The organism is Phenylobacterium sp. (genome assembly GCF_031425575.1).
Classification (GTDB): Bacteria; Pseudomonadota; Alphaproteobacteria; order Caulobacterales; family Caulobacteraceae; genus Phenylobacterium.
In genome coordinates, this window is record NZ_JANPJP010000376.1 from 1 (window position 1) to 12171 (window position 12171).

Consider the following 12171-nt stretch of genomic DNA (forward strand, 5'->3'; position numbering starts at 1 on the left):
GGCCGACAGGATCGAGGCGTGGGTGAGCCGCCGAATCTCTTCCACCTGGGGCTCATGGCGCCACGCCGGCATGGTTCGGGCGATACCGACCTCCATGTCCAAAAGATGGGCCGGGACGTGCGCCGGCCAGGGATCGCCCTCCATCTTCGGGGGCGGCGCCACCACCTCTTTTGTGGCCCGATGCCAGCGTTCCCGGGCCAGATCTCCCAGGTCCTTGGCCACCGGGCCGTCCACCATCAGCATCACCTCGTGCCGTGGCGCATGGCACTCCTGGTCGGGCATGATGCGGCGGGGCTCGAGGTCCCGGTGCCCGGGGGTGTCCCAGCGATCGACGCAGATGTCACCGCTGGCGCAGATCGCCAGCTTGTCGTCCACCACCAGCAGCTTCTGGTGATGGCAGGCGCCCATGGGGACCGCGTCGTCCAGGCGGAACTTGACGCCGGTCTTCTGGAACCACTTGCGCGCCTTGTGGGGGAAGAATTCCTGGCTGGCGGCGATGGGCAGGGCCGACTTCCAGATCAGCAGGCGGATATCCAGCTCGGGACGGGCGCGCGACAGCTCCACCAAGATCCGGCCGGCTTCGTCGGGATCATCCGCGGTCTCCTGGCCGTCCGGAAACAGGCGGGTGCGGGGATCAAACCCCCAGCCGAGCAGCAGCACCGAGCGCTTGGCCTTGCGCAGGGCTTCATAGACGGCGGTGTAATAGGCCTCTGTGTCGATCAGGAAGGCGGCGCGGTTGGCGCGACCCGTGCGCCAGACCGTGTCTCCAGGTTTCAATACGCTCATCAACCGATCGAAACCCCGTTTACGGCATGCATGCCAAGAAAGCCTGCGCCCAGGTCGGGTTCCCGTCGAGTCCTTGCAAGTCCCAAGGCGCAAGACCAAACGAAAAGAGCGCGCCGACTATGGGGGGCCGACGCGCTCCATCAAGGTCGGCTCGAGAGACTAGCCTTTGAAGGCCTGGCAGGGTCCGCTGAGTTCGGTGGCCAAGCGGGCCTTGCGTTCGGCATTGGTGGTCTTGGCCTCGCGGCGGCCCGCGTCCTCTGCGACGGCGGCCCGGTCCATGACAGAGGTTGTGCGCGACCTCCGGGCCGCCTTGAGCCAGGCGTCGAGGTCAGCCGTGTCGGCGGCCGAAGAGGTGGCGATCCCGCGGCAGCGGCTGGCCTTGATGAAGTCCACGTCTGTGACCTTGCCGGCGGCCAGGGCGGAGCCGGCGGCCATCAGGGTGGCGGCGGCGGCGAGCGTGACAGTGGCGATACGCATGTGTTTTTCCCTCGAAATATGATGCGCGGAACGTGCTCTAGCGCCGCTGAAGCTTCAAATGAATTCGCAGCAACATTGAGTATTCGAGTCTTACCAATCCTTAATCATCGAACTCGGTTACTCAATAAGATAAACATCTTGTAATGTTGCGCCGGACTCGGCAGAACACGGTTATGGCCCAACCCGATCTCAAGCTCGATGCCACCGGCGTGAACGCCCTGATGGCGCGCGCCTTTCCCGATGCGCCGCCCGCGGCCCTGCCGCAGGTGATCGACCTGTCCCCGGGCCGCGCCCACATCGTGCGGCTCTATGGCGAGGGCATGCTGCGCCCGGGCGGTGTGATCGCAGGCCCCAATCTGATGAGCCTGGCCGACACCGCGGCCTACGCCCTGATCCTGGCCCACATCGGCGACCAGCTGATGGCGGTCACCAGTTCCCTGGTGATGAACTTCCTGCGCGGCGCGGCCCCGGGCGATCTGCATGCCGAGGCCAGCTTCCTGCGCCTGGGCCGCCGCATCGCGGTGTGCGACGTCAGGCTCTGGACCGAGAGCCAGGACAGGCTGGCGGCGCAGGCGACCGTGACCTACGCTATCCCCTCATGAGCGACCTTCCCTCCCGCCCTCCGGCCCCGATCAAGACGCCCTGCATCCAGGTCTGCGTCATCGATGGTGAGACCGGCCTCTGCATGGGCTGCTACCGCGAGCTGACCGAGGTCGCCGCCTGGCAGAAGCTGTCGGAAGAGGACCGCGCCCGGATCATGACCGAACTTCCGACCCGCCGGGATCGCATCCGTCCGGAAAAGCTGGCGATTTTCAGCTGAGTTCGGCCGGCGCGTTCACCGGTTGCAAACCCCCGCCGACCTAATCTGCCCGTTCAACAAGGCCGGGAACGGCTGAACAACGCCGGGGTGGCGAGGGTGTCGAGTATGATCAAGCTGGCCGCCATGGCCCTGATCGGGGCCGTATCGGCCGTGGGCGCGGCCCAGGCCGTGGTCAGCCTGGATCCGACCACGCGGTCCGACGGCCTGCGCGCCGCCGTGGCTCACTTCGTTCCGGAACAACAACCCGCCGCCGCGCAGGGCGGCGCCGCGTCAATCGCCAAGGCCAGCGACGGCCACTACTGGGCCCAGGGCACCGTCAACGGCTCCAGCGTCCGCTTCCTGGTGGACACCGGCGCCACCGCCGTGGCGCTCACCGCCGCCGACGCCCAACGTCTCGGCTTCGACCCCGCCAAGCTCGACTACGCCTACAAGGTGATGACCGCCAACGGCGAGGCCAAGGCCGCCGCCGTCAAACTGGCGTCAGTCTCGGTGGCCGGCGCCAAACTGGCCGATGTCGATGCGCTCGTTCTTGACAAGGGGCTCGACGCCTCCCTGTTGGGCATGACCTATCTAGGCCGCCTCTCCAGCTTCCAGGCGACCCGCACCGCGCTGATCCTTCAGCCCTGACACCGCGGCCAGGGCCCGGTCGACCACGTCCAGGCCGGCCCCCGCCTTGACGCTCTCCACCGTCAGAATTCGCCGCCAGGTCCGAGCGCCCGGCGCGCCGTGGAACAGCCCGAGCATATGGCGCGTGATCCCCGACAGGTGCGCGCCGCGCTCCAGCTGGCGGGCGACATAGGGCTTGTAGAGCTCGACGGCCTCAAAGGGATCCACATCGGCGGCCGCGCCGAAGATCCGCCGATCCGCCTGCCCCAGGATGCCTGGCGTATGATAGGCCGCGCGGCCCAGCATCACGCCGTCAATATGGACCAGCTGGGCCTCGGCTTCCTCCAGGGAGCCGATCCCGCCGTTGATCTCGATGTTCAGGCCCGGCCGTTCGCGCTTCAGGCGGTGGACCAACGGGTAGTCCAGCGGCGGCACGTCGCGGTTTTCCTTCGGCGACAGGCCCTTCAGCCAGGCCTTGCGGGCATGGACGATGAAGGTGGTGACACCGGCCTGGGCGCAGAGGTCCACCAGGCTGAACAGGCTCTCTTCCGGGTCCTGGTCGTCCACCCCGATCCGGCACTTCACCGTGGTCGGGATGGAGACCGCGGCCCGGATCGCCGCCATGCCCTCGGCCACCAGGGCGGGCTCCCGCATCAGGCAGGCGCCGAAGCGGCCGCTCTGCACTCTGTCGGAGGGACAGCCGACATTGAGGTTGATCTCGTCATAGCCGAGGTCCGCGCCGATGCGTGCCGCCGCCGCGAGGTCGGCAGGCTCCGAGCCCCCCAGCTGCAGGGCCACGGGGTGCTCGACGTCGTCGAACCCCAGCAACCGTTCCCGGTCGCCGTGCAGCACGGCCCCGGTCGTCACCATCTCGGTATAGAGCAGGCTTTCGCGCGTCAGCACCCGGTGGAAGGCGCGGCAATGCCGGTCCGTCCAGTCCATCATGGGGGCGACGGACAGTCTATGCGACTGAGATTGCATAGGGTTTCGGCGACTTCTCAGGGGACAGAGCGGAAGGAACGGCGCGCGCTTCTACGCTATTCTGGCCAACTGGTCACGCCGCGAGGATCGCACGGTGCGGATAGGGGCCGATCTGCCTGACGATCACCTGAAGCTGGGCGGCAAGCTCGGAGCCCGGCACCACCTGGGTGACGCGGCCTTCAAAACCGAGCGCGCGCGCCGCCTCGCGGAAGCGAGGTCCATGCAGCTCCTCGGGCGGCAGGATGGCGTGGATCAGTTCATGCACCACCACCGCCGCCACCAGCACCGGCTCGTCGATGAACGGCGAGATGGTGATGTGCCGGAAGCCGTCCCGGTCTCTGTAGGGATAGCAGACCCCCAAAGTGCTCTGGTTGGCCGACAGGGCGCCGACCCCAAGCCGAACCCGCAGCGGGATCTCATAGCCGCGGGACCTGAACCAGGGCCTCATCAGCACGGCGACATTGATCAGCCACTGCTCCCGATTGGGGGTGTTTACCGCCTCATGGCCGGCCGCAGCGGTTTGCGGGATCATCCGAGGTCAGACCGGTTCGAGGTCGTCGGGCATGTCGGCATGGCGTCCTCCCAACCGGAGCGCCGGGTGCGTCTCCGAAGATGCCTCAACACCATGGGGCGACCTCAGTTGCAGGCCCGCGGGGATTCCGCCGCGCCGCGCCAGATAAATTCCGTCACGAGCCCTGAAAAGATCCGTCTGTCGGACACTCGGCGGAACAGCGCCCCGCGCCAGGGGTTCAGCGGACACCCGGCGGATCGACAGCCGCGTCCAAGCCGCCCTGGAAATCGCCGCGCGAATTCCCATCTAACACCCTCACAAACAAGGACATTGAAGACATGGCGACCGGCTGGGCGCATGAGGGTGCGGTTCTCGATCAGATCGAGGACACCATCACCGACGGCGTGCTCACTGCACGGGCGCGCCTGCCGGTAGGCGAAGGCACCGAGCAGTGCGTCGCGTGCGGTGACGAGATTTCGGAGGCCCGCCGCCGCGCGCTGCCCGGCGCCCGCACCTGCGTCCAATGTCAGGCCGGCCGCGACGCCCGCATCGTCGTCGCCGGCATCAACCGCAGGGGCAGCAAGGACAGCCAGCTCCGGTAGGAGCGCCCCCTACCAGATACGAACCCGGTCGGCCGGCGCCAGGTACAGCTTCTGGCCGGGCTTGACGTCAAAGGCCGTGTACCAGGCGTCGAAGTTGCGCACCTCATAGGACCGGAACTGCCCCGGCGCGTGAGGATCGGTGGCGATGATCTGGCGCAGGAAGGGCTCGCGCATCAGGGTCCGGTAGCTCTGGGCGTAGGACATGAAGAAGCGCTGGTCGCCGGTCAGTCCGCCGATCACCGGCGCGGGCTTGCCGCCAAGGCTGGCGTGATAGGCGTCCAGCGCCGCCGCCAGGCCTCCCAGGTCGCCCACGTTCTCCCCCAGGGTCAGTCGGCCGTTAAGCTTCAGGTCCGGCAGGGCCTGATAGGCGTCGTACTGCGCCGCCAGCTTGCCGGTGGAGGCTTCGAAGGCCGTCAGGTCAGCCGGCGTCCACCAGGCGATCAGCCGCCCCTGCTCGTCCAACTTGGCGCCCTGGTCGTCGAAGCTGTGGCTGATTTCGTGGCCGATCACCGATCCGATGGCGCCGTAGTTCACCGCCGGATCGGCGGCCGGATCAAACCACGGGGCGGCCAGGAAGCCCGCCGGGAAGGCCAGCTTGTTCAGGGGCCCGGCGTTGAAGGCGTTCACCGTCTGCGGCGTCAGGGTCAGCCACCACTGGGCCCGGTCCACCGGCTTTTCCATCTCCGCGAGGTTGCGGGCGTATTCGAACGCCGCGGCCCGCTGGCTGTTGGCGAAGGCCTCGCCACGCACAATGGTGAGGGCTGAATAGTCACGCCAGGTCTCCGGATAGCCCACCTCGACGCGCAGGTTGGCGAGCTTGAGCTTGGCCCTGACCTTGGTCTGCGGCGCCATCCAGTCCAGGCGGTCGATCCGGCGGGAGAAGGCGGCCTTCACCTCCCCCACCAGGTCCTCGATCTTGGCCTTGGCCTCAGGGGGGAAGTACTGGGCGGCGTAGGACTTGCCTACGGCGTCGCCCATGGCGAGGTTCACCGCGCCGACGCCGCGCTTCCAGCGGGCGTTGAGCTCCGGCGTGCCGGTCAGCGCCTTGCCATGAAAGGCGAAGTCAGCCTCGACGAAGGCCTTGGGCAGGACCGGCGCGGCGTCCTTGATCAGGCGCGAGGCGAGGTAGTCGCGCCAGGTCTGCATGTCGGTCGCGCCGGCCAGCTTGGCGAAGCCGGTGATGGCGCTGGTCTGGTTCAGGATCAGCACCGGCCGCGCGCCGAAGCCCGCCCCGTCCAGATAGGTCTTCCAGTCAAAGCCCGGCGCCGCGGCGATCAGCTGGGCCGGGGTCATGGGATTGTAGACCTTGTCGGCGTCGCGGGAGTCCACCCGGCTCCAATGCACCTTGGCCAGGGCGGTCTCGAAGGCGATGATCCGGTCGGCCCGCGCCGCGCTCTCGCCAAAGCCCGCCAGGGTGAAGATCTGGGTCAGGTAGGTCCTGTAGGCCGCCCGCGCGGCGGCGAACTTCGGATCGTCGGTCAGGTAGTACTCGCGGTCGGGCAGGCCAAGGCCGCCCTGCACCAGCTCCGACGAGCCCTTCGTCGGGTCCTTGGCGTCGATGCCCACCGCCGGATAGACCGGGAAGCTGGGCTGGGGGGAGCCATAACCGAACGGACGCTGCTTGCGCTCCAGGGCCGCCATGACCTGCGCCACGTCCTGAGGGGTCTTCACCGCCGCGATCATCGCCAGGTCGGCCTTCAGCGGCGTGATCCCGGCCGCCTCGATGGCCGCCTCGTCCATGAAGCTGGCATAGATGTCGCCGAACTTCCGGGCGTCCGGCGAACCAGGCGACGCCGAGCCGGCCTCCACAATGCCGCGAACCCGCGCCAGGCTCTGTTCGCGCAGGCGGGCCACGTCGCTGTAGTTGGAACGGTCGGCCGGGATGGTGGCGGTCTTCAGCCAGCCGCCGTTCACATAGGCGTAGAAGTCGTCACCGGGCGCGACGGTCTTGTCCATGCCGGCGAGGTCGAGGCCGACCTCGCCGAACTCGGGCTTGTCGGCGGCGCTGGCGGGCCCCGCCACCAGCAGGACGGCCATGGCCGCCGCACACATGAACTGACTACGCATCCGCGCCCCCTTGGAATCTTGTCAGCGCAGAATGGCCTGCGAGCGGCAGGCTGTCCGCCGCAAAACATCCGAACGAAGATGAACATTCCTCCATCTTTGGCCGGGCGAGCGCCTAGGGCCCGTCGCCCCGCTCGGTCGCGACCGTCAGGCCGCAGGCCAGCAGCTCCGACCAGATTTCCTCGGCGCTCCCGGCGAAGCGGAAGATCTCCAGATCGGCGGCGTCCACCATCCCCGCCTGGACCAAGGCGTCGAAATTGATGACCGAGCGCCAGTAGGGCTCGTCGAACAGCACCACGGGAATAGGCGGCGACTTGCCGGTCTGACGCAGAGTCAGGATCTCAAACAGCTCATCCAGGGTCCCGAAGCCCCCCGGGAACACCACCAGGGCGTTGGCGCGCATGGCCAGGTGCATCTTGCGCATGGCGAAGTAGTGGAAGCGGAAGGTCAGCTCCGGGGTCGAGTACGGGTTGGGCCCCTGCTCATGCGGCAGGCTGATATTGAACCCAATGGACGGCGCGCCGACATCGGCCGCCCCGCGGTTGGCCGCCTCCATGATCCCGGGTCCGCCGCCTGTGGCGATCACGTTGTCGCGCAGGCGGTCGGCGGTGCGGATCGCACCGCCTCTCTGTGAGACAATGCCGCCGAGCGCCCGGGCCGCGGCATACCACTGCGCCTGCCGGCCCGGGCCGTCCTCCGCGATCCTGGCGCTGCCAAACACCACCAGGGTGGATCTCACCCCCCAGGCGGTCAGCGCCTCGTCCACCTTGGAAAATTCCAGCAGGAACCGAACGCCCCGCATGGAAGAACTCAGCAGGAAATCCTGATCCAAGGCCGCAAGGCGATAGGCGGGCGAGATCAGTTGCGCCGCATTGGGCTCTGGTTGGCGGCTCGACATACGGATCTCCAGGCGTGGCGCAGACTAAGACCGGAGGTGGCCTTCGACTTGATCTGGCGCAACGCCACCCGCCTCGTCCGGGGTCATCCTGGCCTCAATCTTCGCCGGAGCAAGATCGATGAAGCCCGATATCCACCAGGACATCGTCGCAATCCTTGAAGAGGGCAAGGACCTGACGCTCGCGACCCTCAGGCCCGACGGCGCACCCCAGGCCACCACGGTGAGCTACGCCAGCCAAGGCCTCGACATCTATTTTGGGTGCGGGCAGCAGTCGCAGAAGGCGCGCAATCTGACGCGCGACCCCCGGGTGTCGGCGACGATCGACCTGCCCTATCGCGACTGGGCCGAAATCCGCGGCCTCTCCCTCGGCGGCCAGGCGACCGAGGTCACCGACCCCGACGACCTGGCGCGGATCGGCCTGCTGTTCCTGGAGAAGTTCCCGGAACTGGCCCAGTACGTCTCCACCCCGGCCGGCGAGATGGCGATGTTCCATCTGCGGCCGCAGGTGATCTCGGTCTTGGACTACCGGAAGGGGTTTGGTCACAACGACCTCGTGCAGGTGGACGAGCATCTCGCCGCGACGGACCGCCCGTCGTGAAACACGCAATCATCGTCGCCCACCCCAATCCCGACAGCCTCACCCGCGCGGCGGCGGGGGCCTATGCCGAGGCCGCAGAGGCCCTTGGCCACCAGACCGTGGTGCGTGACCTCTACCAGCTTGGCTTCGACCCCTGCCTCAAGGCCGAGGAGATCCCGGGCCCGGCCGGCTACGTCTTCGGGGCTGACGTGCTGGAGGAACGGCGGCTTCTGGCCGACGCCGAGACCTTCGCCTTCATCTACCCCCTGTGGTTCAACGCGCCTCCGGCGATGCTGAAGGGCTATGTCGACCGTGTCTTCAGCATGGGCTTCGGCTACGCGCCGATCTCGGGCGGCACCGAACCCCTGCTTGAGGGAAAGAACCTCATCAGCTTCAGTTTCTCGGGCGCGCCGGAGTCGTGGGTCCGGGAGAGCGGCGCCCTTCAGGCCCTGATGACGGTGTTCGACCTGCATCTGGCCGCCGTCTGCGGGCTTCGGATGCTGGATCACAGACACATCGGCGGCATCGTCCCCGGCATCACCTGGGAAGCGGTGGGCGACGTGCTGACCGAGGTTCGCCAGGCCGTCGCCCAGACCTTCGGCGACCGCCCGGCAGCCAGTTGACCCCCTCCCCAGGAGCGCACCCTTGACCGTCAAGTTGACATTTCACGGCGCCGCCGGCTGCGTCACCGGCTTCTGCGCGCCTTGAGGTGGATGGCGCGGCCGTGCTGATCGACTGCGGGATGTTCCAGGGCTCGAAGACCCTTAAGGCCCTGAACTACAACGACTTCCCCTTCGATGTCGGCAAGATTGACGCGGTCCTGCTGACCCACGCGCACATCGACCACTCGGGTCTGCTGCCGAAACTCATGAAGGCCGGCTTCTCGGGCCCGATCTACGCCACGGCCGCCACTCGCGACCTGTGCGGCATCATGCTGGCCGACGCCGGCGGCATCCAGGTGACCGAGGTCCGTCATCTCAATCGCCGCAACCAGCGGCGAGGCCGTCCCACCGTCGAGCCGATCTACACCGAGCGCGACGCCGCCAAGGTCATGGAGCAGTTCAAGAAGGTGAAGCTGGGGGTTGCGGCGGCCATCCTGCCGGGCTTGTCCGCCACCTACTGGGAGGCCGGCCACATCCTGGGCGCCGCCTCCATCGAGCTTCAGGTCGAGACGGCGGAAAGTCCTGTCCGGCTGCTATTCTCCGGCGACATCGGCAGCGGCGGGCGCGACTATTCCCCCGATCCCGATGGCCCCAGCGGGGTCGACCACGTGATCGTGGAGTCCACCTATGGCGACCGCGAGCGGCTGGATCTTGACGGCCAGGCCCGGCGCGCGGTGCTGACCCAGGAACTGCTCGACGCCCACGCGGCGGGCGGGCCGGTGCTCATTCCGGCCTTCGCGGTCGAACGCTCCCAGGAATTGCTCGCCGACATCCTCACCATCATGGACGACGGCCAGATCCCCAAGGCCGACATCTTCCTGGACTCGCCCCTGGCCATCGAGGCGACCGAGATCTTCCAGCAGCGCGGCTGGAACCGGACTACGGAGAGCAACCCCTTCCAGGACCTGCATTCCGGGGGACGCCTGCGGTTCCTGCGCAAGCCCAGGGAGAGCGACAGCCTTGAGAAGCTGAGGGGCTGGCATCTGATCATGGCCGCGAGTGGCATGTGCGACGCCGGCCGGGTGCGGCGGCACCTGAAACGCCTGCTCTGGCGCAAGGACGCCACTGTTCTGCTGTCGGGCTTCCAGGCGATGGGGACGCTCGGCCGCATCCTGCAGGACGGCGCCAGCCGGGTTTCGATCGAGGGCGAGCAGATCCAGGTCCGGGCGCGCATCCGGGCTCTGGACGTCTATTCCGCTCACGCCGACGCCTCAGGCCTGACCAACTGGGTCAAGGCGCGCGGGCCGGTCGCCGGGCAGGTGTTCATCCTGCATGGCGAGCCCTCGGCTCGGGAGGGCCTGCGGACGCGCCTCGTGGCCGCGGGGATCGGGCCCGAACGCATCGCCCTGCCGGGGATGGACGAGGGCTATGTCCTGAGCGGCTCGAAGGTTCAGGCGGCCTGCGAGACCGTTCACCGCATCGCCGCCCGCGCCGTGGCCGCGCCCGACTGGCACAACGCCCGGGCCGGACTGTTGATCGAACTGGATCAGGCGCTCCAGTCGGCGCAGGACGATACGGCGCGCGAGCGGCTGCTGGCAGAGTTCCGTCAGACCTTGACCGCAATCAGCGCCACAGCCCAGGCTCCCGCCCCATGATGGCGAAACGTCGGACAACCTTGCGAGTCTCGGCCCTTGCCGGCCTGACCCTCCTGGCCGGCTGCGCCACCCAGCCGATGCCTCGGCCCGGCGCGGACTCGGACTTGGGTCGCGCCGCGGTTCAGCCCCTGCGCGATCTCAGCGTCATCCGAGAGACCGCGCCGGACGTGCTGCTGCGCGCGGCGGTCGCGCCCTATGACCTGACCCACGCGGGCGACTGTCCATCGCTGCAGGCGGAGCTTCGGGCCCTCGATGACGCCCTGGGTCCCGACCTCACGCCGAATGGAAAGACCACAGGCGTCTCCGTCGCCGGCCTCGCCGCTGACCTGATTTCCGGCGCCGTGGGGCTTCCCTTCCGGGGCGTTGTACGCTGGGCTTCCGGCGCGCGGTCTCGCGAAGCCGGGCTCAAGGCCGCGATCCTCGCGGGGATGGTGCGCCGGGGCTTCCTGAAAGGACGCTGGGGGTTGATGGCCTGCGACCCGGCCTAGCCGGCCGCCTGCAGCTCTGACAGGGTCGGATAGTCGGTATAGCCCTCGGCGCCGGGCGCATAGAAGGTCGCCAGGTTCCAGCGGTTCAGCTCCGCCCCGGTGCGCAGGCGCTCGACCAGGTCGGGATTGGCCAGGAAGTCCTTGCCGAAGGCCACGGCGTCGGCCCAGCCGGCGTCCAGGGCGGCCTGGGCTGACGCCCCGGTGAAGCGCTCATTGGCGATGTAGACACCCCCGAACGCCTTCTTCAGCTGCGGCCCCAGGCTGTCGGGCCCCTCCGCCTCGCGGGCGCAGAGGAAGGCCAGCTTGCGCTTGCCCAGTTCCGTGGCGACGTGGATGAAGGTTGCCGCCAGATCGCTGTCGCCCACGTTGTGGGCGTCGCCGCGCGGCGCCAGGTGCATGCCCACGCGGTCAGATCCCCAGACCGACACAGCGGCGTCGGCGCATTCCAGCATCAGCCGGGCGCGATTGGCGATGGAGCCGCCGTACTGGTCGGTGCGCTGGTTGGCGCCGTCCTGCAGGAACTGGTCGAGCAGGTAGCCATTGGCGCCATGCAGTTCCACGCCGTCGAAGCCCGCCTTCTGGGCGTTCTGGGCGCCAAGGCGGAAGGCCTCCACCACGTCCTGGACCTCGCTGGTCTCCAGGGCGCGTGGGGTCGGATAGGGCCGCTCGGGACGCAGCAGGCTCACATGGCCCTTGGCGGCGATGGCGCTGGGCGCCACTGGAGCGCGACCGTCCAGGAAGGTCGGGTCGGAGATGCGGCCCACATGCCAGATCTGCATGAAGATGCGCCCGCCCGCGGCATGCACCGCCGAGGTCACCTGCCGCCAGCCTTGGGTCTGTTCAGCCGACCAGATGCCGGGCACGCCCGCATAGCCGACGCCCATCGGATCGACGGGCACGCCTTCAGAGATCAGCAGGCCGGCCGTGGCGCGCTGCTCGTAGTACTTGGCCATCAGGGCGTTCGGGATGCGGCTGTCGCCCGCGCGGCTGCGGGTCAGCGGCGCCATGATCACCCGGTTGGGAAGGGTCAGATCGCCGACGACGAGCGGATCAAAAAGCGAGGGCATGGGCGTCCTTGGGCTGGCGCGGGTCCAGCGCCGGCGC

At 68.3% G+C, this 12171-nt stretch carries 14 protein-coding genes and 1 pseudogene; 8 read left to right on the forward strand and 7 right to left on the reverse strand.

Translation table 11 applies throughout. The features are described 5' to 3' along the window. Nucleotides 1-786 (reverse strand): annotated as a pseudogene (locus tag RMO97_RS21365) (phospholipase); the annotation flags it as partial. A 159-nt stretch (nucleotides 787-945) separates the two neighbouring features. Continuing rightward, the gene (locus RMO97_RS21370) at nucleotides 946-1263 is read right to left on the reverse strand and encodes a hypothetical protein (RefSeq protein ID WP_310543016.1); all 318 of its coding nucleotides are present in this window, start codon (nucleotides 1261-1263) and stop codon (nucleotides 946-948) included. 173 nt (nucleotides 1264-1436) lie between these two features. On the opposite strand from RMO97_RS21370, the gene RMO97_RS21375 reads away from it, so the two are divergent. The 3 genes from RMO97_RS21375 to RMO97_RS21385 all read left to right on the forward strand — a co-directional run bounded on the left by RMO97_RS21375 (nucleotide 1437) and on the right by RMO97_RS21385 (nucleotide 2710). Continuing rightward, nucleotides 1437-1865: a PaaI family thioesterase gene (locus RMO97_RS21375; protein WP_310543017.1), complete on the forward strand. Its 429-nt coding sequence runs from the start codon at nucleotides 1437-1439 to the stop codon at nucleotides 1863-1865. Further along, complete coding sequence (locus RMO97_RS21380; protein WP_310543018.1) at nucleotides 1862-2083, forward strand: DUF1289 domain-containing protein; 222 nt, start codon at nucleotides 1862-1864, stop codon at nucleotides 2081-2083. Before RMO97_RS21375 ends, RMO97_RS21380 begins: the two co-directional genes overlap by 4 nt. A gap of 105 nt (nucleotides 2084-2188) precedes the next feature. Next, the gene (locus RMO97_RS21385; RefSeq protein ID WP_305704388.1) at nucleotides 2189-2710 is read left to right on the forward strand and encodes a TIGR02281 family clan AA aspartic protease; all 522 of its coding nucleotides are present in this window, start codon (nucleotides 2189-2191) and stop codon (nucleotides 2708-2710) included. Here RMO97_RS21385 and dusA read toward each other — a convergent pair. Beyond that, nucleotides 2654-3670: a tRNA dihydrouridine(20/20a) synthase DusA gene (gene dusA, locus RMO97_RS21390; protein WP_310543019.1), complete on the reverse strand. Its 1017-nt coding sequence runs from the start codon at nucleotides 3668-3670 to the stop codon at nucleotides 2654-2656. The two genes, RMO97_RS21385 and dusA, sit on opposite strands and share 57 nt — an antisense overlap. Nucleotides 3671-3743: 73 nt before the next feature. Beyond that, nucleotides 3744-4202, reverse strand: coding sequence for a hypothetical protein (locus RMO97_RS21395; protein ID WP_310543020.1), 459 nt, complete (start codon nucleotides 4200-4202; stop codon nucleotides 3744-3746). 317 nt (nucleotides 4203-4519) lie between these two features. Here RMO97_RS21395 and RMO97_RS21400 point away from each other — a divergent pair, with 317 nt between their 5' ends. Then, entirely contained in the window at nucleotides 4520-4783 is a 264-nt protein-coding gene (locus RMO97_RS21400) for a DksA/TraR family C4-type zinc finger protein (RefSeq protein ID WP_310543021.1), read from the forward strand. Nucleotides 4784-4792: 9 nt separating this feature from the next. Here RMO97_RS21400 and RMO97_RS21405 read toward each other — a convergent pair whose 3' ends face one another. Next, nucleotides 4793-6850 carry a M13-type metalloendopeptidase gene (locus RMO97_RS21405; protein ID WP_310543022.1) on the reverse strand — a complete coding sequence of 686 codons (2058 nt, stop codon included), beginning with the start codon at nucleotides 6848-6850 and terminating at the stop codon, nucleotides 4793-4795. A gap of 112 nt (nucleotides 6851-6962) precedes the next feature. Then, nucleotides 6963-7745 (reverse strand): LOG family protein, encoded by a 783-nt coding sequence (locus RMO97_RS21410; protein WP_310543023.1) that lies wholly within the window; start codon nucleotides 7743-7745, stop codon nucleotides 6963-6965. A gap of 118 nt (nucleotides 7746-7863) precedes the next feature. On the opposite strand from RMO97_RS21410, the gene RMO97_RS21415 reads away from it, so the two are divergent. From RMO97_RS21415 to RMO97_RS21430, 4 genes are all read left to right on the forward strand, one after another. Beyond that, entirely contained in the window at nucleotides 7864-8343 is a 480-nt protein-coding gene (locus RMO97_RS21415; protein ID WP_310543024.1) for a pyridoxamine 5'-phosphate oxidase family protein, read from the forward strand. Further along, nucleotides 8340-8945 (forward strand): NAD(P)H-dependent oxidoreductase, encoded by a 606-nt coding sequence (locus RMO97_RS21420; protein WP_310543025.1) that lies wholly within the window; start codon nucleotides 8340-8342, stop codon nucleotides 8943-8945. The genes RMO97_RS21415 and RMO97_RS21420 overlap by 4 nt, the downstream gene beginning before the upstream one ends. 101 nt (nucleotides 8946-9046) lie before the next feature. Then, nucleotides 9047-10579 carry an MBL fold metallo-hydrolase gene (locus RMO97_RS21425; protein WP_310543026.1) on the forward strand — a complete coding sequence of 511 codons (1533 nt, stop codon included), beginning with the start codon at nucleotides 9047-9049 and terminating at the stop codon, nucleotides 10577-10579. Next, nucleotides 10576-11067, forward strand: a complete 492-nt coding sequence (locus RMO97_RS21430; protein ID WP_310543027.1) for a hypothetical protein — start codon at nucleotides 10576-10578, stop codon at nucleotides 11065-11067. Before RMO97_RS21425 ends, RMO97_RS21430 begins: the two co-directional genes overlap by 4 nt. Here the strand turns inward: RMO97_RS21430 and RMO97_RS21435 are convergent. Further along, nucleotides 11064-12134 (reverse strand): alkene reductase, encoded by a 1071-nt coding sequence (locus RMO97_RS21435; protein WP_310543028.1) that lies wholly within the window; start codon nucleotides 12132-12134, stop codon nucleotides 11064-11066. The two genes, RMO97_RS21430 and RMO97_RS21435, sit on opposite strands and share 4 nt — an antisense overlap. Nucleotides 12135-12171: the final 37 nt, after the last annotated feature.